Raw genomic sequence first — 22,863 nt, 5'->3', positions numbered from 1 at the left:
GCATCATAATGATCCTGCTTCCCCATGCACTCTGTTTCAGTAACTTGTAGGTTAACCATGGCGAAGCCCGAGTTTGCCGTTCATTTTGTCGTTCATTGTCTCTGGGAAGAGGTTTGAACAGAGCGTGGCCGTTCCCCGCGCTCGCTAATGACAAAGTGGCATGATTACTGCAGATCCTGTGTGTGATGAAAGTAATGCCCGTAGTGGCATCGGCAAAAATATCCATTTGAGGGTAATTATGAAAAAGCTTGTTAAAGTTCTCCCTTTAGTTTTGGCTTTGAGCGCGGTTAGCAGTGCATTCGCCGCATTACCTTCCACGCTGAAAATCGGTACCGACCCTACCTATGCGCCGTTTGAGTCGAAAAATGCGCAGGGCCAACTGGTTGGCTTCGATATCGATCTGGCCACCGAGCTGTGCAAACGCATAAACACCAAGTGTATCTTTGTGGAAAGCGATTTTGATGCGCTGATCCCCTCCCTGAAAGCGAAGAAAATCGACGCTATCATCTCTTCTCTGTCCATTACCGAAAAACGCCAGCAGGAAATTGCCTTTACCGACAAGCTGTTTGCGGCCAACTCACGCCTGATCGCACCAAAAGGCTCCAAGATCCTGCCAACCGTCGATGCGCTGAAGGGCAAAAGCATCGGCGTATTGCAGGGTACTACCCAGGAAGCCTTCGCTAATGCCAATTGGCAGCCAAAAGGCGTGACCGTGGTGCCTTACCAGAATCAGGATCTGGTGTATGCGGATTTGGCTTCTGGGCGTATTGACGCAGCGTTTCAAGATGAAGTCGCCGCGAGCGAAGGCTTCCTGAAACAGCCTCCAGGCAAAGAGTACGAGTTTGCCGGTGAGTCGGTGAAGGACGATAAATTCTTTGGTGTCGGCACCGGTATGGGCCTGCGCAAGGATGAAACCGAGCTGAAAGCGGCGCTGGACAAAGCCTTTGCCGAAATGCGCAAAGACGGCACCTACGATAAGTTCGCGAAAAAATACTTCGACTTTGACGTTTACGGCGGCTAATTCCTGTCGGGTACTCTCTATGACAACAGGCCCGGTTTTCCGGGCCTGTTCTGGCTGGAGTGTCATGACGTGCTCAATGACGACAGGGTGACGTAAATGCTACAAGGTTACTCCCAACTGATATTTGAGGGGGCTCTGGTGACGCTGGAGCTGGCCCTCAGCTCCGTATTGCTGGCGGTGGTGATTGGTTTGATCGGCGCTGGCGGTAAACTTTCGCAAAACCCTGTTATTTCCACGATCTTTGGTGCCTATACCACCTTGATCCGTGGCGTGCCGGACCTGGTGTTGATGTTGTTGATCTTCTACGGTCTGCAAATTGCCCTCAACAGCGTGACGGAGTTTATTGGCTTCTCACAGATTAATATCGATCCGCTGGGGGCGGGCATCATTACCCTGGGCTTTATTTACGGAGCCTATTTTACTGAAACCTTCCGGGGAGCCTACCTGGCGGTGCCTCGTGGTCAGATCGAGGCGGCTACCGCCTTCGGTTTTTCCAACGCGCAGATTTTCCGCCGCATTCTGTTTCCGGCCATGATGCGCTTCGCGTTACCTGGCATCGGCAACAACTGGCAGGTGATCCTCAAGGCGACGGCCTTGGTCTCCATTCTTGGACTCAACGATCTGGTAAAGGCCACGCAGCTGGCAGGAAAGGGCACCTATCAGCCTTTCTTCTATGCCATTGTCGCAGGCTTGGTGTATCTGTTGTTCACCACGATTTCCAACGGCGTATTGCTGTGGCTTGAGCGGCGTTATTCACTGGGCGTCAAAAGGGCCGAACTATGATCGATATCCTGCATCAGTATTGGCAGCAACTGCTGTGGACCGATGGCTATCGCTATACCGGTGTGGCGGTGACGCTGTGGCTGCTGATCTCCTCGGTGGTCATGGGCGGGCTGTTGGCCATCCCGATGGCGGTAGCTCGGGTTTCTTCCACCCGTTGGGTACGCTACCCGGTGTGGCTGTATACCTATGTTTTCCGCGGTACGCCGCTGTACGTACAACTGTTGGTGTTTTATTCCGGTATGTACAGCCTGGAAATCGTGCGGGGTACGGAGCTGCTCAATGCGTTTTTCCGCAGCGGATTAAACTGCACCATTTTGGCGCTAACGCTGAATACCTGTGCCTATACCACGGAGATTTTCGCCGGGGCCATTCGTTCGGTGCCGCATGGGGAAATTGAAGCGGCCAGGGCCTATGGGTTTTCCAGCTTTAAACTGTATCGCTGCATTATTTTGCCTTCGGCGCTGCGCTCGGCATTACCGGCGTACAGCAATGAAGTTATTCTGATGCTGCATTCGACCGCACTGGCCTTTACCGCCACGGTGCCGGACCTGTTGAAAGTGGCCCGCGATATCAACGCGGCGACCTACCAGCCGTTTTATGCCTTTGGCATTGCGGCCGTGCTGTATCTGATTATCTCCTATACGTTGATCAGCCTGTTCCGCAGGGCAGAAAAACGCTGGATGGCACACGTAACTCATCGATGAATGACGGGGATCCACCATGCCTGAACAAAAATTAGCCGTCACCGAACTGCACAAGCGTTATGGTGACCATGAAGTACTGAAAGGGGTCTCCCTGGCGGCCAATGCGGGCGATGTGATTAGCATTATCGGTTCTTCCGGCTCCGGTAAAAGTACCTTTCTGCGTTGCATCAACTTCCTGGAGAAGCCCAGCGAAGGCACCATCAGCCTGAATAATGAAAATATTCGTATGGTGCGCGACAAGGATGGCCAGCTTAGAGTCTTTGACAAGAAACAGCTGCAGTTGCTGCGTACCCGCCTGACCATGGTGTTCCAGCACTTCAACCTGTGGAGCCACATGACGGTGTTGGAGAACGTGATGGAAGCTCCAATCCAGGTATTGGGGCTGAGCAAGGCTGAGGCGCGCGAACGGGCGGTGCGCTATCTGGATAAGGTCGGCATTGACGCGCGGGCGCAAATCAAATACCCGGTGCACCTCTCCGGCGGGCAACAGCAACGCGTTTCTATTGCCAGGGCGTTGGCAATGGAGCCGGAAGTGCTGCTGTTCGACGAGCCGACTTCGGCGCTGGATCCTGAACTGGTGGGCGAAGTGCTGCGCATTATGCAGAAATTGGCGGAAGAGGGGAAAACCATGGTGGTGGTGACGCACGAAATGGAGTTTGCGCGCCATGTCTCCAGCCACGTCATTTTCCTGCATCAGGGGCTGATTGAAGAGCAGGGGCCGCCTGCGGAGTTGTTTGGTAACCCTAAGAGCCCGCGTTTACAACAGTTCCTTTCTGGTGCTCTGAAGTAAGAATTTTACTCTTGCCCCCTCAAGCGTGAAGAGGGGGCAATCCTGTTCTCTTTTCTAATATGACCCATTTCTTTATTTTAATCATATAGATGCCATGCTATCTATCCTTTAAGGATAAGGCGTGATTACGTGAAAAATGGTGGATTTTATTTAGCGTGAAATATTAATAAAATTAATTTAATTCATCTAATTAAAAAGAGTTGTGAATTTTTTTTGTAGAATTCCATTTGTTACTCATATTATTTTAACGGTAAACAAGTGGTTAATGTGAAATAGCAAGTTATTTGTTAACTACTTTTTTACCTTTCCTTGCAGATAATTCTCGATCGGCTAATTTTTTTTAATCGGTTGATTTTAAATGTTTTTATAATGTTTGTAGATGACTGGTCTGTTATTTGTAAATTTAAAGTCTATTATGCTAACAAACGTAGCGGAGTATATTCTATATAAATAACTGCTTGAGGGTTATTTGTTGGGTTTATACTTTTACTTTGTTGTTATATTTGGTTTTAAGTTCTGTTTTGTGTTCTTTTTACGTTTAAATGTTATTGCTTCAAATAGGTTGCTATGAAGGGGGTTGATTATATAATGATATCGACAACCGGGAGTTGTTATTACTATATGCTATGGGATCTACCTGGTAATTATTTCAATCTTTGGTGCGGTATTTAATCAATTGCCAAACCCTCTGGTTAGATAACAACAGAAGATTTTCATGTTCAATGTGGTGATGTTATTTAATAAGGATGTCTTTTGAATATTGAAAATAAAAAGATACTAGATATTGTCAACACTCACCAATAGGTTGGGATCGAGCACCTTATATGCGCATAACGCAAGACCAAGGAGTACGGTGAGTGACTACATGCGTTTTGGTCTATACTAATGCCTACGGCCACAGAACATATATAGGTCTGACCTCGCCAATGACTTTTCTGGTCGGTAGGACCTACTAGAAAAGGGAGATTAATATCATGGAATTATCGATAAAAAAAATTTTGATATTGCTCGGCGGCGGATTGTTAACAACATTTAGCTACAGTGGATGGGCCGTACAATCCTGTGCGTTTGATCAGGGGTCAAGCACCGTATCACTTATCGTGCCACTGAACCCAGGGGTAATTTCAGTTGGCGCAGATATTCCGGTAGGAACTATTATTTATCAGGGCGCTTGGACGAATACTCCCTCATATATGCTGTGTTTGATCGATCAACCCCCAGCTTACTATAACTGGGCTGTCAGTATTGTTCATGCCCCTCTTGGACTCAGTGGGTTAAATACTGGGCCATTTGCCGGGGCCGTGTATAACACTAATATTCCTGGGATTGGCGTTGCCATATCGCGCTACAACGATCGTTCTGCAGCAGTAATGGGGACCCCGGGATATCGTGATGAGGATATCGAGATCGGTGATGGTGGGAGTTTCGCCACGTTAAGTAGTTCAACACGCTACGTTTCACTGATCAAAATCGGTCCGCTGACGCCAGGAAGTTACACGATTGAAGCATCGAGTTTCCCCACCGCCAGTGATGATATATTGAATTCACGTTTCGCCAGCCCTATCCAAGGATTACCCCTTCGGCTCAATAACGTCACGTTTCAGGGAAACTTGACCGTCTCGACACAGACCTGCGCTACCCCTAATGTTGCTGTTACTTTGGGGTCTTACGAAATACATGACTATTTTACAATGATAAACTCCACCACTCCTTGGGTTGATGCTTCAATTACCCTGACTAATTGCCCGATATTCCACGGTTTTTATAATCAGAGCAACCCTGCGAAGATGATAAATTTCAATACAGGCTTAACTCCTGATACATCATCAACCAATAACAGTATTGGTGTGCGTCTGACACCGACCACCGAAGTGCTGGATGCCGCCAATGGTGTTATGGCTATCGACCCAACGATCGCTGGGGCAGCCTCAGGCGTAGGGATCCAATTAGGTTGGGGGGAGAGCAGCCAAACGCCGACGCTGTTTAACCTTGCGGCGGAACAATCAATGATGCTACCAAAAGACGGCAACTCGGCAATTCGCGTTCCCCTGGCTGCCCGTTATATTCAAACGACTGCGACTCCTACGCCGGGCAAAGCAAATGGCAAAGTGGTGTTTACGATCAACTATTACTAATCCATCAAGTTTGCTGACATAACCTCTTTTACTTCCAACAGAGCAGGGGGCTAAAAGCTCCCTCTCCCTGTGGGAGAGGATTGGGGTGAGGGGTCAAGCCTGCTGATTGATCACATCATCCAGCGCCTGTTCCAGCTCAAAGAAACGGAAAACAAATCCCGCCTCTTCCAACCGCCTCGGCACCGCCCGTTGCCCACCTAATACCAACACCGCCGCTTCACCCATCAGTAACCGCATGGCAAAGGCTGGCGCACGAAGAAACGCTGGGCGATCCAGCACCTTGGCCAGGGTGGCGGTGAACTGTTCATTATGCACCGGATAAGGTGCCACCATATTGAAGGGCCCACGCAGCGGAGGGTTGTCCAACAGGTAAATGATGGCATTGACCATATCGTCGATATGGATCCAGGGCAGATATTGGCGGCCATTGCCGATCGGCCCGCCTAACCCCATACGGAATGGCGGCAGCATCTTCGCCAGCGCTCCACCTTTAGGCGACAACACAACGCCGGTACGCAGCAGACAAACGCGCGTGTAGCTACTTTGTGCCCGTAAGGCCAGAGCCTCCCAGCGTTGGCACAACTGGTGGGTAAATTCATCGTGCGGAGGTTCTTCTTCCGTTACCACCGCCTGGCCCTGATCGCCGTAATAACCGACCGCCGAGCCGGAAATCAGTACCGAAGGTGGCGTATTGCTGGCGGCGATGAGCGTGGCTAGTCGTTCGGTCAAATCCCAACGGCTGCGGCATAGCAGTTCTTTCTGCGCCTTGCTCCAGCGTTTGTCGGCAATCGGCTCACCCGCCAGGTTGATCACGGCATCAAAGCCGTCCAGAGAGCGTTGTTCATCAAGCGAAGCCCAGTAGCTGAGCCGATCGCCGAACTTATCCCGTGCCTTGGCGACGTTGCGCGTCAACAGGGTGAGTTCATGCGAAAGGTGCAGCAGTTGCCTGGTCAGGCTACTGCCGATCAACCCAGTTGCGCCGGTAATCAGTATCTTCATGGTCGGCCTCCCTGGTAGGGTGAGTGCTAAGCGGTTTCCCGTCGGTAACTCATGGTCATGGAAACCGAGTCTGCATAACGTAGGGCCAGCAATTTATCTATCTCTACTTCAGCATAGGTTACCCATGGATGTTGTTTCACTATGTCGAGCACATCCTGAGTTAATTTTTCCAACAGCGCGAAGCGGTTGTCTTCAATATGGCGAATGATCGCCTTGGTGATGGTGCGATAGTTGAGGGCGTCACTAATGTCTTCGCTGTTACGCGCCTTGTCTGCCGGGTAGTGGATCGCCACGTTGATCAGAACGTCCTGACGGTTGTTGATTTCTTCTTCCTTGATACCGATGAAGGTGCGTAACCGCAGGTTTTTAATACGGATAATGGCATCGGGTTGCTGGCATGGCATCAGAGATTCTCCGGAGGTCTGATTGTTTGTACTCAGAATACACGGAAAGTGAAGAAAAGATAATGTAGCCAGACGCTTAAAGAGAGCAACGCGGGGGAGATCACACCGGTTTCCCCCCTCCGATGTGTACCCGATGCAAGAGAGGGGGAGGGCAGCGTTAGGCTTGATCTGCCAATTTGTAGGCGCGTTCCGTTGCCGGGCGGTTGCGGATGCGTTCAAACCAGTTGCGTACCGCCGGATAATCCGCCAGATCGATGCGCTGACGTGGATGAGACACTACCCAGGGATAAGTCGCAATATCGGCAATGCTGTAGTTGTCGCCGCCCAGGTATGGGTGCCGTTGCAACTCGGTTTCCAGTACGCCATACAGGCGTTTGGTTTCCTGCTGGTAGCGTTCTATAGCGTAGGGGACAGGTTGCGGTGCATAGTGGTTGAAGTGATGATTTTGCCCGAGCATCGGCCCAAATCCGGCAACCTGCCAAAATAACCATTGCAGCGTTGCTGCCCGTTCGCGAACCCCTTTGCTGAGTAGTTTACCGGTTTTCTCTGCCAGATAGAGCAGGATCTCGCCCGATTCAAACAGGCTTATGGGGGCCCCACCGTCAACGGGTTGTTGATCGACGATGGCCGGGATTTTGTTGTTGGGAGAAATGGCCAGAAACGCTGGTGCGAATTGATCGCCAGCACTGATATTTACGCGATGGATACGATAAGGTAAACCAACCTCCTCCAAAAGCAGGGTAATTTTGTGCCCATTGGGAGTCGGTGCGTAATACAGATCAATCATATGATAATACTCCTTATAAAACATCAAGATAAGATGAGCATAGATCGGTTGGTTCGTTTGAGGCTATGCGAGCATCCGCATGGGATTTATCAATCCGGCCCTATTGCGGATGCAGAGGGTACCGTTACAGCTTATACGATAGCGTGATGTTCGATCCAGGCTTTGGTCATGCGGAGTATCGCAGATGGAGAGGGCGTATGAAGGAAAATGCTTTACCGTAGCCAGCAGAGTTAACCACGCTGGACTGGTTCAACAACCGCTGATGACGGGAGCGTGCCTCTGCTTGAAGCCACTATAGTGTTGTTCAATGCCTCCTCCCATTTGTGAAGAAACCAAAGCCCAACTACTCTAACTGATATCCCATTAGAGTTTTCCTACGTGGCATTCAAACCTCTTGTTGTGTGGATTAATATTACCTTGCAACTGTTATTTCCGTTGAGCCTTTCCTTTGCCCCAGTAATAGCAAAAATGCTTGCCCCGGCTCCCCTAACCAAGCCTGTTACCCTGTATGAAACCGAGCCATATACCTTATCGTTAGGTGAGACAGTCTATAGTGTTGCCAAAAAACAGCATATTACGCTGGATGAGTTAAAAAAGGCTAATCAGTTTCGCTCATTTTCAAAACCGTTCAATCAACTGGGGAGCGGCGATGAAATTGATATCCCGACTGCAGCATCATTGCGCTTAAAAAACCAGCAAACGGAAGCTTCCCCAGTGGTACCCCTTTCTCAACATAATGAGAGGCTGGCACATGGCCTGTTAAAGGGGACCACACTGTTAGCCGATGATAACACTCCGTTGGCAGCGGCAGGCATGGCGCGTTCGATGGTGGTGGGTGAAATCAATGATTCGGCACAACATTGGCTGAGTTCGTATGGTACGGCGCGCGTTCAACTTAATCTTAATGATGACTTCAGCCTGGAAGGGAGCTCGGTAGATCTTCTGGTACCGCTTTATGATGACAAGAAATCGCTTTTATTCAGCCAGTTAGGGATGAGAAACAAAGACAGCCGCAACACCGTGAATCTCGGGGCGGGCGTTCGGACTGTGCAAGATAATTGGATGTATGGGGTTAACGCCTTTTATGATCGTGACATGACGGGTAAGAACGACCGTGTCGGTTTTGGGGTTGAAGCCTGGACGGATTACCTGAAGCTATCGGCTAACAGCTATCTGGCTCTCACCGATTGGCATCAATCCCGGGATTTTGCCGATTACAATGAGCGCCCTGCCAACGGCTATGATCTGCGGGCAGAGGCTTATTTGCCCGCTTATCCTCAGTTGGGTGGAAAGTTGATGTTTGAGCAGTACCGGGGTGACGAAGTGGCATTGTTTGGCAAGGATGACCGGCAGAAAAATCCCTATGCGGTCACCGCGGGGATCAACTATACACCGATCCCCCTGATCACTATTGGAGCAGAGCACCGTGCAGGTAAAGGTAGCCGTAACGATAGCAGCATCAGTATGCAACTGAACTACCGTCTGGGGGAATCCTGGCAGGCGCAAATTGATCCCTCTGCGGTGGCTGCAAGCCGTACTCTGGCCGGTAGCCGTTATGATCTGGTGGAGCGTAATAACCAGATTGTGCTGGAGTACCAGAAACAAACGTTAATCCAATTGGCATTGCCCGATCAAATGACCGGAAGTGCTTTTGAAACGATCAAAGTGGATGCACAGGTGACGGCGAAATATGGGCTTGAACGCATCGATTGGGATAGCGCATCGCTGGTGGCTGCCGGGGGGATGGTAATACAAACATCCTCACAAAGCATTTCGCTAAAATTACCCCCTTTTATGGCTGGCAATAATAACTACACCTTAGCTGCCGTGGCTTATGATAATCAGGGCAATGCTTCAAACCGCAGTACCACGCAGATCGTTGTCACGCAACAAAATGTCAGCATAGTCAATTCCAGCACTCAGGCTTCCCCAGTCGAAATACCTGCTGATGGCGTTACCAAAAGCATGGTTACCTTGACTTTAAAAGACCTTAACAACTTGCCGGTTCAGGGAATGGGGGACCAACTGATAGCGGAATTGCATTTTACACCGAATACGGGGACAACCCAGCCTATCAGTAACCCGCTGTTGAGTACCGTTACCGAGACCGCACCGGGGGTCTACACCTATCAGTTAACGGCAGGTTTCTCCCAGGGAGAAGCTATTATTGCTCCAACAATTAATGATATCTCTCTGGCTTCAGCTAAAGTTAATTTAATCGCGAGTAGTCAGGTACTGAGCCCGGAAAACTCCCTTTTTAGCGTAGAACCGGCAGAAATTATTGCTGATGGTTTACAGACCAGTATGTTGGACTTTACTGCCCTGGATAACAATCACCAGCCGATTAACGGGTTAACGGTGGCCTTTGAGGTTACGGGCATTCCCGAAGTGACTCTGAGCGCGGTAACGGAAAATAACGGCGTGTACAGCGCCAAACTGAGTGGAACAGTCGCAGGCACGGTAACCGTAGTTCCTACAGTAAATGGTGCCGCCGTGGAGATGAAGTCACACGACGTGGTGCTCACCGCCGATCGCAGCGCTGCCACCATTGAGCTGATGGTGATTAGCGATCATGCATACGCTAATGGCGTCGATGTGAATAAGGTTGAAGCAAGGGTAACCGATAGCCATGGCAATCCTATCGATGCTACCGCAGTGGAGTTTGAGGTAGACAATGGTGCGACGGTCCTGTCCCCTATGGCCAGAACAGATAATGAGGGGCTGGTGACGGTGGAGCTAGCCAATGTTAATGCCGGAGTCGTCACAGTTACTGCCTCTATTGGTGACTACTTGGCGAGTACAGAGATCTCTTTTGTACCAGAAACACCGGTCAAATTGTTGATATACAGCAACGGCACCGAGCTGACTGGGCATCCTGTCGTTGGGGATAACCTCCTGGCCGTTGCAATGTGTTCAATTGCTTTGTGTAACGGAATACCTATGAATTATCAGTGGGAAGTGGAGTCATCTGCAGGTTCGGGGGTCTTTGTCGCTATTCCTGGCGCAACCTCAGAAACATTGACGGTGACGGCAAACTTACAGAAACGGGCTGTTCGAGTGGTATCGCATTAAGACCGGGGTTTTATCATTCTTCCAGGCAGGTCTGGAAGGTGATTCAAACATTGATTTTGAGTACAGCAGAGGAAAGAAAACAATGAACAACAAGATTGGCTCACGCAGAGGGCTGGTTCCTTTGCTATCGGGAATGTTGCTCAGCATGCTGATAGTCGGTTCTGCCTGGTCGGCGGTGACCTCCAGCCCGACTTCTACCGTAAGAGGGCGGGCCCCGGTAGTGACGCAGAGCACCATCGTTTCTGACAATGCCAGTGGCAACGGTTTGATCGATATCGGAGATACCTTGAGTGTCGGTACCGCAGGGGCGTTCAGCGATGCGGATGGTGATACGGCGATACCGGAAACCTACCAATGGCAGGCTGATGGTGCAGATATTGCAGGAGCGACCAATAATACCTACACCATTGTTGCCGGAGACTTGGGCAAAGCTATTACCGTGTTAGTGACTCCGCACACCGACCCGGCCATTACCGATCCGGCCGTGGGTTTAGTGGTTCCCTCTAATACCTTGACAGTTATTGCGGGTGGGACAGTCACCGGCGTGACGGTTACCGGTGAAGTTGGTGGCTATCCACAGGTTGACTCTACTCTGACTGCGACAGCAACCTGTGCGGGTGGTACCTGTAATGGCGTGACCTACCAGTGGCAGCTTGAAACTGGCCAGGGAACAAATACTTACAGCAACATAAGCGGGGCAACAAGCAGCACATACACCCCTGTACGGACAGACCAGAGACTGAGAGTTCAGGTAGTTGTCAGCAACCCTGCAGCTCAGTAATCAAGAGTCAGCCCAGGCATGCTTAAGGTGTGCCTGGGCCAGTTGGTTTAACAAATCAGTATGATGGATACGCTGGATGTTGCATCGCAATAATATCTTTAAGGTTTTTGTATTCAGGATATTACTGGTTCTGATCGTCGTGATGAGCCAGGTGGTGCAGGCTGTCCATCAATCTACCCAGCCAGTCCACGGGCGGCCACCGACCACTACGCTCTCGGTAGACAACGTCAAGCCGCGGGCCGGGGAGGTGATTACCGTGACATCCTCCTTCAATGATGTGGATGGCGATGCGGAACAGGGAACGACCTACCAGTGGACGCTGGACGGTGCTGCCATTAATGGGGCAACCAGCCCCAGTTATACTCTGGAGCTCAGCAACATCCTGGCGGGCAGTGCGTTGAACGTGATCGTAACCCCTCAAACCAATCCCGATATTACCATTCCAAGTGAAGGACTGCCGGTTCAGCTACCCAGCCCTATCAATATCAAGTGGCAGCGGATGCTTTCCAACCTGGTATGGGCTGAGTCTCCTCTGGGGGCGGTTGCCGATGGGTTGGAGGTGAACACCGTACACGCTACCGTTCAGTATCTGGACGGTACACCTGTTGTGGGCGCAACGGTGCTTTTCGATGCCGATAATATGGGCGCGATTTCGGCCAGTGCGCAAACTGGAATTGGGGGCGAGGCAACGGCTTATGTGACGAATGTGATCGCCGGTACCACTCAGGTAACGGCCAGGATTGATGATGATGCTCAGTCGGTCAATACGCTGTTTGTTGCTGGCCCAGTGGAGGTTGTGCATGCGGAAGTCACCCAGGACAATGCGCTGGCCAATGGTATCGACGATAATAATGTGCAGGTCTATGTCGAAGACCGCCATGGCAACAGTATTGAGGGTGAAACGGTAAACTTCACCGCGACCAACGGCGTAACGCTGCTGGCTGCCAGTGGCGTGACGGACAGCAACGGTGAGGTAAAAATAGCTCTGACCAGTGACACTGCCGTCAATAGTGATGTCACCGCCACCACCGCCAATGGCGTTTCAGCTACCGTCAACGTTGCGTTTTTTGCTGATGTGCAGATGACGCATATCTTGGCCAACGGCGCCTCTTTCTCGGCTGATGACGGCTTCCCTAAAACAGGCTTTACCGGTGCGGAATTTCAGTTGGTGGTTGGCGAGGATCCTGCCGGGAACAGCTCCTATAGCTGGAGTAGCGATCAGAGCTGGGCCAGCGTGGATGGCAGCGGTAATGTGAGATTTAATCAAGAACCTACATCGGCTAATAATAGGGTCACCATTACGGCCGAACATACAGGCAATGGCTCAACGTTAACCTATCAATTTACCGTCAACCGCTGGTTCAGAAATAATAGCTACTTCCTTATAGGGGTTAGTGAGGCTGCCGCTTGGTGCAGTTCCCAAGGGGGCGGCTACGCGGTGCCGAGCTATAGTGAGCTGACAGACCGAACTCCCATAGCCCAGACAGGGGCCAACCGGGATGCCAATGCCAGATTGTGGAATGAATGGGGCAGCATGAGCCGATACTCTAACGGTTGGTTTGCGGGTAACTATTGGGTGAGGGAGCTTACCGCTGCCGGTAACGAACGGCATTATGTTTACCTGGGGAACGGTAGTTTATTCAGTTTCCCGCTAGACGGCGTAACTTATGTGACTTGCTCAACCTCTCTATAGGCGAATGTGGTAAAGGCAGCCAGAACCTTATAGGAAGCTTAAAAAGGGTAGGGCAGTCATCGATAGCTATGATAGCGTGTACTTTTGAACTAGCTAGAGAGTACGTAAATGCATTTTTCTTCTATCGAAGACGTGAGAAAGGCCATAGATGGTATCGACTCCCAACTTGTTTCACTCATTGCCGAACGTGGCCGGTTGGTGAAAGCAGCCGCTGGATTCAAAAAAGATCAGGATGCTGTTCGTGCGCCTGACAGGGTTCAGAGGGTCATTGATAAGGTGAGGGCAGAAGCCGCTGTGGTTGGACTCCCCGAAGACATTATTGAAAAAGTTTACCGTGCGATGATTAACGCATTTATTGATTATGAGCTGGAACAGCACCGAAGTCTGGTACAAAATTTTTAACACCACCTGAGGCTGAGTAGGACAGCGTTAATCTGGCATAACAGGGAAGTTTATAAATCTTGTACCCTGAGAAAATCGATCAATTCTCTCATGGCTGGGCTCAGTGAATCCTGTGTTTTATAGCAAATGCAGATTCGCCGTCGTGCCCATTGATCGGTTAGCGGTAATATATGGTAATGAAATTTTTTACTGAAGCGTTCAGCTACTGATACAGGAAGAACCCCTACGCCAATACTGCTACTGACCATCTCACCAATCCCTTCAAAACTGCTCATTCTGACGCGATAAGTCAGTGGGCGGCCAAGGTCTTCGGCATGCTCATTGATGTAGTCCTGCAGCGCATTACCGGGGTATAAACCAATGAAAGGCTCTGTGATCACATCAGAGAAAGAGATTTTATCTCTGCGTTCAAACGGGTGAGAGGGTGGGACGATAAGCGCAAGCCTGTCATCTGTCATTGGTTCAAGCATGAGTTCCCGGGCGTCTACCGCATCTGAAACGAGTCCTGCTTCAGCTATACCATTACTTATACTGTTAATGATATCCGCACTTGTTCTCTCTTCCAGCTCAATGCTCACATCCGGGTGCTCTGAAAGCCACTTTGCAAGCCTGCCGGGCAGATACTCAGCCATCGCTGAGGTATTGGCATATAACTTTATTTTTCCTCTGACTCCTTTTGCATAAGCGCCGAGCTCAGCTTTAAGCCGCTCCTGCTGGGACAGTATTTCCCGGGCATGGCGTACGAGGACCTCACCGGCTTCTGTAAGGCTGACGCCCCTCGGATGTCGTGAAAACAGCTTCACCCCGGTATCGTCCTCTATGTTTTTAAGTCTCTCACTGGCCGAACCAACGGCCAGGTTGGCACATCGTGCACCATGGGTAATGCTTCCGGCATCAGCGATACAGACGACAAGTTTCAAATCATAAAGATCCAGTTTCATAGGGATATTGACCTCATCCTTCGGGTTATCCGAAGCATGACCCGCTTAAACCAGATTGTCTACTAACAGGTGAGATGATTGAATCACTGAAAATCCTATGTCAGGGCAAACTTTGTGAGCGAACAGTTGTATATCTACCTTTCATTAGTATTTATCCTTGCCGGTTTTGTAAAAGGCGTGACCGGAATGGGACTGCCAACAGTAGCAATGGGGCTGCTTGGCATGTTTATACCACTTCCGATCGCGGTGGCATTGCTGGTAATTCCTTCTTTCGTGACGAATATGCTGCAGCTTTTTACCGGCCCCTCAGTGAGGCTGATTATCAGCCGTCTGTGGCTGATGATGCTGCTTATTGTAGCTGGTACAGTGTCAGCATCTTCGCTTCTTATCACCATTAATCCGGCCTGGTCAGCATTCGCTCTGGGCGTGGCTTTAATCGTTTATGCTGCTTTTGCGCTGGTTTCACCGTCGTTTACGGTTTCTCAAGCCAGGGAGAAATGGCTTTCCCCGGTTATTGGCGGCGTGACAGGTATAATCACCGGTGCAACAGGCGTATTCGTTATGCCAGCCGTTCCCTTTCTTCAGTCGCTTCGTTTCAGTAAAGATGAACTCGTTCAGGCCCTGGGGCTGTCATTCACAGTTTCTACCGTGGCGCTGGCCGTGGGGCTTTATCTGCATGATGCTTTCAGGGTAGAGCAGTTTTCACTGTCCTTTTTATCTATATTGCCTGCTTTGGTTGGGATGTGGCTGGGGCAGAAAGTGCGGGCGCGCATTAGTGCCAAACGTTTCAGGCAGTGTTTTCTCCTGTTTCTGATTGTGCTCGGAATGGAGTTGATTTCACGCCCCTTTGTTTGATTCATCAGACCTGTAGGACAGGATACAGAGGATGCCAATGCAGCTTATACGATAGAGTGATGTTGACTCCCGACTTTGGTCGCGCGGAGTACCCAGACGAGAACTATGGGGACAACCCTCTTGAAGCAACTTCTGACCAAGGTGAAACCGCCACCGATGAAGGGGGAGCCAACCTGGCGAACAGGCCGTTAAGCGTATACATCCAACGTTCTTTTACTGCAGATCTTTTTCATCGCCCGGTTTTTATAGCAGTTGATGGTTTTTAGCCTGAGCTTGAGTTTTTTGGCGATCTCATAAGGCTGCGCACCGCTGTAGATTTCATTGATGACGATCAGCTCTCGGCCGGTCAGATACTGCCGACTCATGGCTTCCTCTACATCGGCATCAAACTCATCCTGTACCGTTTGGCGAGGGAAAATCGCTAGCAAGATATCCTCCACACAGGCATTTTTATCTAGAGTGATAAAGTGGTTGTACATATCCGGGTTGGTCAGGCACAGGCTGTTTTCATACATCAAGATGATCCTGGCCGCCAGCGTGCCCTGCTCCAGGGCGGCATAGAGCGCGGAACAGGCGCCGTAATAATTAATAAAGCCGCAGCTGCAATCCAAAATCAGAAAATCACAGGCGCTATTTTTCAGTTCCGATAGGGTCTGAACCTCAAATGTCTCTTTCTCGAAGGGCAATTCATGCAACGCAATTTTATTGTGGGGTAAGGTTTCACCGTGCCTGAGCAGCGCATGCAAACCAGCAGAGAAATAGCGGTCATTACTCACCGTGTAGATATGAATATCAGGCATAGTTGATCGTCCTAATCAGTAATAATCCTAGCTGGTTCGCAGGTTGGCGGATGAGCCGCAATCTTGTCGATGGCGTGCACGGTTTTTTGCCGACTTTCTGAAAATCAGGATGAGTTTCTTACTGCACATCCAGCAACTACCCGCCCCCTCAACGTAGGGGGGAACGTTCCCTGTCAACTCGATGGAAATATCACAATGTGGGCAATAGGCGACATACTCGCAGTAAGCCATGAAATTTACTCATTCCATTGATTTATATTGAAAATTTATATTACATAGGATAGCAGAGTTGTTTTTAATGATCAATAAAATAGATCGATATGATAAAAACAATTGATTTTATCGATAAGTTACCAATTATTTCAATAAAATCAAAAGATAAGAACTGTCCCTTAACTTGCTGGTCAATAACTGATAATTACTCGTATGTATTCACAGTGTGTATGTATTTAAATTTAATTATTTGAAATATGAATTATTGATATTTCTCGTCTGTGGTCGGTTTGGCGGCAGGCATATTGATAGGGGTAGGCAAGGGGAACAGGGTAATTTTACGCAAGAGGAGAGGGGGGAGTTGCTACAGCTTATTGGGTGCCAAATGCTCCCGGTATGATGGCCGGGAGCACATGAGGTTACTTCAAGAAATCTTCACGCTGTGGAGTGAAGGTATCCAGTAAGGTTCCGGCCTCCAGGCAGACGCAGCCATGTACCACGTCGGGCTTTTTGTACAAGGTATCTCCGGCAGCCACTTCCTTGGTGACGCCATCGATGGTAAAGCTGAAGCGGCCGGAAAGTACGTAGGTCAGTTGTTCGTGCGGGTGGCTATGCAACGGGCCGACAGCACCTTGGCTAAAGTTGACCTCCACCGCCATCATGGTGCCGCCATGGGCGAGAATGCGGCGTGTCACGCCGTTCCCTAAATCTTCTAACGCACAATCCTGTTTGTAGATAAACATGGCTGTTCCTCAATAAAATAGACTCGTGCAGATTGCTGACAAAGTCGCAATGATGCTGAATTGTTCTGGGCTAACCCACTGATTATCAATACGGGCGTAGCATGCAGCGCCCCTACGGTTTGAGCCTGTAGGGGCTGCCAGCGCCATCAAGCAAAGAGATCTTCCGGCAAGCGGGCTAGATACAGCGCAGGTTCACCCTCAAAATCTGAGGTGAAGAGCACTTGCCGGTTGTCCGGGGTAAAGGATGGGTGCGGATGCGTTACCTGACGGTCGCCATTCAGCACGCGCCATGAGCTGTTATGCGCGGCTAGGCGTGCCTGACGTTTTTGTTTGGCATCGAACACGTAAAGCCACGGGTCGTTCTCAATGGTGTAGCCTTGAGAATCCTTGATATCGACTGGCGTAGCCGAACCGTCACCCACTAACAGGCTGCCGTCGTAGTTGCTCATCAGGTGCGAACAGGCTGGCATGGTCATCACGATTTCGTCCTGCCCGGTTTGTGGATCGTAACGGCAGATGTTGCGCTCTTGCTGGCCTTTCAAATAAGAGACGTACATCAGGGCTGAACCATCCGGCACCCAGAATTCATGCGTACAGCTCTCGCCTGGGGCATGAGTTTTTACCTTACGCATATTGCTGCCGTCTTCGTTGATCAGCCACATGCGGGCATCAACCAGATCGTGTGGCCCTTCGTGGCAGAAGGCGACGCAATCGCTATGGTATGGGCGATAGATTGGGTGGCCTAACCAGAGGCGATCCTCATAGATCACACGTGATTCACCGCTGGCCAAATCGACACGCAGTAGGCGGCAATGCGGGTTTTTGGTGAAGAAGCTGTGGAAAATTTTCCAGTCGGTCAGAGGTTGCCAATCTTCACGATCGATTTCGATGCCCACCAGGCTGGTGCATTCACTGTTGGCAACCCAGGTGCCGTAGCCAACCCACTCTTCAGGCACGCGATACACGGTTTGTTCATTGCAGTTGCTCAGCTCTACCCGGCGCAACTCACGCTCATTCTTCACGTAATACAGGAAACGATCGTCCGGGGATAAAAAACCGCCGAAGGTATTATCGCCCGGGCCTTCGGTCAACTGCACCGCTTGTTGCAGTTGCAGATCCAACAGGTAATAGTTGCGGTTACCGTCAAATTCGCCAGCAAACAACAGCTTACTGCCGTCGTTGGTGAAACATTTCTGGTAGAAGTAGTTGCGGTGGCACAGCACTTCAGGCGGTGTCAGGCGGGTGAGTTGTGCGCCGGTACCGGCATCGGTTGTACGATGGAAATTGAACTGGTGGATTGAACCTTTAGCCACGATGGCCTCCCTTAACCTTATCGATAAACCGCCGCTGTTCAGGCGATCCCTTAATTAAATAAAACATTGTTTCATAAATTTAGAAAAATGATATCAAAGTGACGGATTAGGCCAACCCGAACGGGTGATTTATGAGAGCTACATCGCATAAATCGTTGCGCTTTGCCCAATTGATAGCAGATCGCGGTTTTGCTCATAGCCAACCAGCATGACGCCGTTGCATGCTCGCCATTATAGAAAGATCACGTATGGGCAATCCCTGATGCGGGGACTGCGGCCAGATGCTGCCCGCGTTTTAAAGCGGGCTAAATGAGATCCCCTTATTTTTTATGTGACTTTCATCACAACATTATAACTCGCCTAAAAGTATAAAACGTTATTCCTGTAAAAATGAAATTGCAGTTCATTATTTTTGTTTGCGAGAAGAAACGATGACAACTAATGGTATTAACGCTCTGGGTAAGGGAAGAACGGTCAGGCTAGGGCATCAGCTGGCTTATGGCGGGGGTAACCTCTTGGGCAGCGGTGCGCTGGCGATCAGCGGTGCCTGGCTGCTCTATTTTTACACCACGTTTTGTGGGCTGACGCTGTTGGAGGCGTCATTTATCTTCTCGGTTGCGAGCGTCATCGATGCTATCAGTAACCCGGTGATGGGTTATCTGACTGATAACTTTGGCAATACCTGGCTCGGTAAGCGCTTTGGTCGGCGGCGTTTCTTCTTGCTGATTGGCGCGCCACTGATGGTCTTTTACCCGCTGCTGTGGGTTGAGGGTTTCGGTTTTTGGTACTACCTCGCCACCTACGTCATTTTCGAACTGATTTATACCTCGGTGATGGTGCCTTACGAGACGCTGGCGACCGAAATGACCGATGATTTTGCCATGCGCTCCAAGCTGACCGGCTATAAAGCGATTTTTGGCAAGATGGCCAACTTCCTGGCGGCGTTTATCCCAGGGCAATTTATTCTGCTCTACGGTAAAGAGTCGGCTCAGCCCTTTCTGTATACCGGCATCACCTACGGCGTGATCCTGTTTATTGCCATCACTGTGCTGTATCTGTTCTCCTGGGAGCGCAAGGATGAAGCAATAGCGGAGGTTAAGCATAAGAAATCGCTGCTCAAAACGTTGGCTTCATTGGCGCGGGATATGCAATCGACTTTCTACCTGCGGGTATTTCGCAAGCATCTGGGTATGTATCTGTTCGGCTTCGGTGCGGAATGGCTGTTTGCCTCGGTATTCACCTATTTCGTGATCTTCGTGCTGCAATACGATCCCGCCATTCTGGCCGGATTGAACAGCCTGAATGCCATCTTACAGTTGATATCGACCGCCATCTTTATTGGCCTGTGCGTGAAAAAAGGCTTCAGTAAACCTTATTCCTGGGCGCTCGGTATCGTGATGTTTGCGGTCTGTTGCTACTCCCTGCTGCACTTCTTTAACCTGCCTGCGCATATTGCCACTGCTGCCATCATTGGTATCACCGTAATCTTCGGCCTGGGCACCGGCGGCGTGTATTACATTCCCTGGACGGTGTATACCTTCCTGGCGGACGTAGACGAAGTCTTTACCGGCCGCCGTCGCGAAGGGATCTATGCTGGGGCGATGACCTTCTCCGGCAAGATTATGCGTTCGATAATCGTCTTCACCATGGGGGCGATCCTCAGTTACTACGGCTTCCAGTCCAAGTCTCACACTCAGCCGGAAACTGCCATTACTGCGATCTCCTGGGTGTTCTTTGCTGGCGTGATCTTGTTGGCGCTGATGGCGATTGTCTTCAGCAGCCAGATGACGCTTAACCGCCAGACCCATCAGGTGGTGCTATACGAAGTGGCCCGCATCAAGGCTGGCGGCAAGATCGGCGATATCAAACCCGAAGTTCGTCTGGTGATTGAGAAGCTGGTAGGGCTGCCCTACGAACAATGCTGGGGCAACAGCAAGATCTGCCAGAAGATGAACATCACCCCTGAAGTCGCTACCCCTGTGTATAAACCGGCCTAACGGGCCAGATCTCCCCAAAACCCAGTAATAGGATCTTCTCGCCAACACGGCGGGGGGATCCCTACCTATTAAAAACAAGGAAAGGGAAATGAAGATCGTACCTCTGTCGTTATTAATTGCTCTGGCCAGCGTGTGTCATCACGGTGTCGCCGCACCGCTGCCTGCCGCTAATGAACTGGTTTGGCAGGCCATCGCTTTCGGCCAGTCAACGGATGTCAACTTTGCCACCAACGTGCTGCCGGAAAAAGTGGGCACCAATCAGGTGACGATGGCCAATGGCAAGCCGATGCAGGCCGGGCCGCTGAAAATGCCGTTCCACGTCGAAAGCCGGGGGGGCAAAATCGGCAATAGCCATGATGGCCTGACCTTCTACTACACGCGCGTTCCCGCCAATGCCAATGTGGTTCTGGAGGCGGAAGTGACGGTCGATCAGTTTGGCCCGGAAAATATGGCTCTGCCCGCCGGGCAGGAGGGGGCGGGATTGCTGATCCGCGATATCCTCGGCAAACCAAGGTTGGAAAAGGTCCAGCAGGGTTATGAGGAGTTTCCGGCGGCATCCAATATGGTGATGAATGCCATCATGACGCAGGATAAAAAAGACCATCAGCGGGTCAAAATGACGCTGATTTCCCGCAACGGCGTGCTCAATTCCTGGGGTAACGCGGGCGTCGAGATCAAACGTGAGGGTTATCAACCTGAGGTCGATCTGCAGAAAACGCCAACCTTCCGGCTGCGTTTGGCTCGTACGGATCAGGGGTTTACCGCAGCCTATGCCCCGCTGGGCAGCGACAACTGGGTCAGTAAAACCACCAACGATCCGCACCGCGTCACCAAGTTGGATCCTGAAGGTTACTACGTGGGCTTCTTTGCATCACGTAACGCACGCATTACCGTCAACCAGGCCAGCCTGACGCTCAGCGAAAGCCAGCTTCCGGCGGCACAAGAGTTTGCGGTTAAAGCAATGCCGCTGCAGATCGAGATCGGTTCTGCGCCAATATCCGCCACGGATGATTACGTATTCCAACTACGCAGCAATGAGAGTGGCACTCTGTCGCTAAGCCAGGACGGCGTGGTCATTGCCGCAGAGCGTAAGGTACAGGCCGGAGAGATGCTGGCGGTGAAGGTTGCGCTGAAGAAGGCGGAAACTGCGCTGGATTACCGTTTCACCACGGCAAAAGGCAACGCTCAGAATGACAAGTTGCTAGTGCGCAAAGCGCGTTATGCCGACGCCGCTAATCTGTATGCTGCGCCACAGGGCAAAGCCGAAAATGATGGCAGCCAGCAGCATCCGCTGGATTTTGCCACCGCCGTGCAATCCTTAACGCCGGGTGGCACGCTTTGGCTGGCAGCGGGAGATTACCCCTTGGCTGTCATACCAGCCGTAGCCAGTGGCACCGCCACGCATGCCAAAAAGCTCCGGCCGCTTGGGGAGGGTGTGGTGCTGCGCGGGATGGAGCTGGAAGCCAGCTATTGGGATATTCAGGGCATCACGGTAACGGAAAAAAGCCTACATATCGCGGGCAGCCATAACCACCTTGACCGGGTGGTGGCACACCATGCGGATGATACCGGGATTGTCATTTCCTCCCCGGCCAACGCCGATCGGCCATTGTGGGCCAGCCACAACTTGATCAGCCATTCCGAATCATACGCCAACAAGGACCCAGGCCTGATCAATGCGGATGGCTTTGCCGTCAAAATGCGTGTGGGTGAGGGAAATCGGCTGGTCGCCTGCTTCTCGCATGACAACGTGGATGACGGCTTTGATCTGTTTAACAAGATCGAGGATGGCCCGAACGGTAAGGTGATCATTGAGAACAGCGTCGCACTGCGCAATGTCAATAATGGTTTCAAACTGGGGGGAGAAGGGTTACCAGTGGCCCATCAGGTGACTAACAGCCTCGCCATTGAAAACGGCATGGATGGGTTTACCGATAACTTCAACCCTGGCGCCCTGCAAGTCACCAACAATATGGCGATTGATAACCAGAGGTTTAACTACATTTTCCGCCCGGGCCCCTATACCACGCAGGATAAGCAGGGCGTATTCAGCGGCAACGTCTCGTTGCGTAGCAAGCCGGGAGAATATGCCGATGCGGTGGTGGGGAACATTGCCGACAACAATGCTTTCATGTTCTCAGCAGTGAAATGAGACTCCGTAGGGGCGCCGCATGCTGCGCCCGACCTGTATGCTGCGCTCGGCCTGTATGCTGCGCCCGAACTGTACTGCGCCCGGTAAGCTGCATGCGATACCGATTTAGATAAACCCACCGGTTATGCCGTTTTTGCCCCGGTGAAAACGGCATACATCACACAATCAAAAATTACTTTCACATAAAATAAAACATTGTTTCAATTTTATTGATTGCGTCGGGGATAAGCGTTAGACTTGCGCCATCATGATGACAGGGGCGGGCAATATCGTTCCCC

Annotated in this window: 19 protein-coding genes; 12 read left to right on the top strand and 7 right to left on the bottom strand. The window is 50.8% G+C overall.

Features of this window, described 5'->3' with window-relative positions:
• Nucleotides 1-238: 238 nt before the first annotated feature.
• From hisJ to WN53_RS25850, 5 genes are all read left to right on the top strand, one after another.
• Nucleotides 239-1,021: a histidine ABC transporter substrate-binding protein HisJ gene (gene hisJ / locus WN53_RS25870; RefSeq protein WP_024485210.1), complete on the top strand. Its 783-nt coding sequence runs from the start codon at nt 239-241 to the stop codon at nt 1,019-1,021.
• Between the two features lie 96 nt (nt 1,022-1,117).
• Entirely contained in the window at nt 1,118-1,804 is a 687-nt protein-coding gene (locus WN53_RS25865; protein WP_046808387.1) for a histidine ABC transporter permease HisQ, read from the top strand.
• Entirely contained in the window at nt 1,801-2,508 is a 708-nt protein-coding gene (locus tag WN53_RS25860; protein WP_024485209.1) for an ABC transporter permease, read from the top strand. The genes WN53_RS25865 and WN53_RS25860 overlap by 4 nt, the downstream gene beginning before the upstream one ends.
• A gap of 16 nt (nt 2,509-2,524) precedes the next feature.
• Nucleotides 2,525-3,298: a histidine ABC transporter ATP-binding protein HisP gene (gene hisP, locus WN53_RS25855; RefSeq protein ID WP_024485208.1), complete on the top strand. Its 774-nt coding sequence runs from the start codon at nt 2,525-2,527 to the stop codon at nt 3,296-3,298.
• Between the two features lie 974 nt (nt 3,299-4,272).
• Nucleotides 4,273-5,433 (top strand): fimbrial protein, encoded by a 1,161-nt coding sequence (locus WN53_RS25850; RefSeq protein ID WP_235166974.1) that lies wholly within the window; start codon nt 4,273-4,275, stop codon nt 5,431-5,433.
• A gap of 93 nt (nt 5,434-5,526) precedes the next feature.
• On the opposite strand, the gene WN53_RS25845 is transcribed toward WN53_RS25850, so the two are convergent.
• From WN53_RS25845 to yfcG, 3 genes are all read right to left on the bottom strand, one after another.
• Nucleotides 5,527-6,432 (bottom strand): TIGR01777 family oxidoreductase, encoded by a 906-nt coding sequence (locus tag WN53_RS25845; protein WP_024485206.1) that lies wholly within the window; start codon nt 6,430-6,432, stop codon nt 5,527-5,529.
• Between the two features lie 26 nt (nt 6,433-6,458).
• Nucleotides 6,459-6,836, bottom strand: a complete 378-nt coding sequence (gene folX, locus WN53_RS25840; protein ID WP_021178565.1) for a dihydroneopterin triphosphate 2'-epimerase — start codon at nt 6,834-6,836, stop codon at nt 6,459-6,461.
• A gap of 157 nt (nt 6,837-6,993) precedes the next feature.
• Nucleotides 6,994-7,623, bottom strand: coding sequence for a GSH-dependent disulfide bond oxidoreductase (yfcG, locus tag WN53_RS25835; RefSeq protein ID WP_024485205.1), 630 nt, complete (start codon nt 7,621-7,623; stop codon nt 6,994-6,996).
• Nucleotides 7,624-8,001: 378 nt separating this feature from the next.
• On the opposite strand from yfcG, the gene WN53_RS25830 reads away from it, so the two are divergent.
• From WN53_RS25830 to WN53_RS25815, 4 genes are all read left to right on the top strand, one after another.
• Nucleotides 8,002-10,695, top strand: a complete 2,694-nt coding sequence (locus tag WN53_RS25830) for a ZirU family protein (protein ID WP_158645296.1) — start codon at nt 8,002-8,004, stop codon at nt 10,693-10,695.
• Nucleotides 10,696-10,777: 82 nt separating this feature from the next.
• The gene (locus WN53_RS25825) at nt 10,778-11,476 is read left to right on the top strand and encodes a ZirU family protein (RefSeq protein ID WP_024485204.1); all 699 of its coding nucleotides are present in this window, start codon (nt 10,778-10,780) and stop codon (nt 11,474-11,476) included.
• Nucleotides 11,477-11,552: 76 nt separating this feature from the next.
• A complete protein-coding gene (locus tag WN53_RS25820) occupies nt 11,553-13,169 on the top strand; it encodes an Ig-like domain-containing protein (RefSeq protein ID WP_024485203.1) in 1,617 nt (538 codons plus the stop codon).
• Nucleotides 13,170-13,277: 108 nt separating this feature from the next.
• Complete coding sequence (locus tag WN53_RS25815; RefSeq protein ID WP_024485202.1) at nt 13,278-13,571, top strand: chorismate mutase; 294 nt, start codon at nt 13,278-13,280, stop codon at nt 13,569-13,571.
• Nucleotides 13,572-13,621: 50 nt separating this feature from the next.
• Here the strand turns inward: WN53_RS25815 and WN53_RS25810 are convergent, their stop codons facing one another.
• Nucleotides 13,622-14,512: a LysR family transcriptional regulator gene (locus WN53_RS25810; RefSeq protein ID WP_024485201.1), complete on the bottom strand. Its 891-nt coding sequence runs from the start codon at nt 14,510-14,512 to the stop codon at nt 13,622-13,624.
• A 186-nt stretch (nt 14,513-14,698) separates the two neighbouring features.
• Between WN53_RS25810 and WN53_RS25805 the strand changes: the two genes are divergently transcribed.
• On the top strand, nt 14,699-15,367 hold the full coding sequence (locus tag WN53_RS25805; RefSeq protein WP_235166975.1) for a sulfite exporter TauE/SafE family protein: 669 nt from the start codon (nt 14,699-14,701) through the stop codon (nt 15,365-15,367).
• 188 nt (nt 15,368-15,555) lie between these two features.
• Here the strand turns inward: WN53_RS25805 and WN53_RS25800 are convergent, their stop codons facing one another.
• From WN53_RS25800 to WN53_RS25790, 3 genes are all read right to left on the bottom strand, one after another.
• A complete protein-coding gene (locus WN53_RS25800) occupies nt 15,556-16,167 on the bottom strand; it encodes a helix-turn-helix transcriptional regulator (RefSeq protein WP_024485199.1) in 612 nt (203 codons plus the stop codon).
• Nucleotides 16,168-16,799: 632 nt separating this feature from the next.
• Complete coding sequence (locus WN53_RS25795) at nt 16,800-17,123, bottom strand: cupin domain-containing protein (RefSeq protein WP_021806015.1); 324 nt, start codon at nt 17,121-17,123, stop codon at nt 16,800-16,802.
• Between the two features lie 146 nt (nt 17,124-17,269).
• Nucleotides 17,270-18,436 (bottom strand): oligogalacturonate lyase family protein, encoded by a 1,167-nt coding sequence (locus tag WN53_RS25790; protein ID WP_024485198.1) that lies wholly within the window; start codon nt 18,434-18,436, stop codon nt 17,270-17,272.
• Nucleotides 18,437-18,867: 431 nt separating this feature from the next.
• Between WN53_RS25790 and WN53_RS25785 the strand changes: the two genes are divergently transcribed.
• Nucleotides 18,868-20,433 (top strand): MFS transporter, encoded by a 1,566-nt coding sequence (locus tag WN53_RS25785; RefSeq protein ID WP_024485197.1) that lies wholly within the window; start codon nt 18,868-18,870, stop codon nt 20,431-20,433.
• 88 nt (nt 20,434-20,521) lie between these two features.
• Entirely contained in the window at nt 20,522-22,585 is a 2,064-nt protein-coding gene (locus tag WN53_RS25780; RefSeq protein WP_024485196.1) for a right-handed parallel beta-helix repeat-containing protein, read from the top strand.
• Nucleotides 22,586-22,863: the final 278 nt, after the last annotated feature.

Origin of the sequence: Serratia fonticola, from assembly GCF_001006005.1 — a bacterium.
Classification (GTDB): domain Bacteria; phylum Pseudomonadota; class Gammaproteobacteria; order Enterobacterales; family Enterobacteriaceae; genus Chania; species Chania fonticola.
Note: the sequence above shows the minus strand (reverse complement) of the source record. Positions and strands in the feature narration are given on the sequence as shown.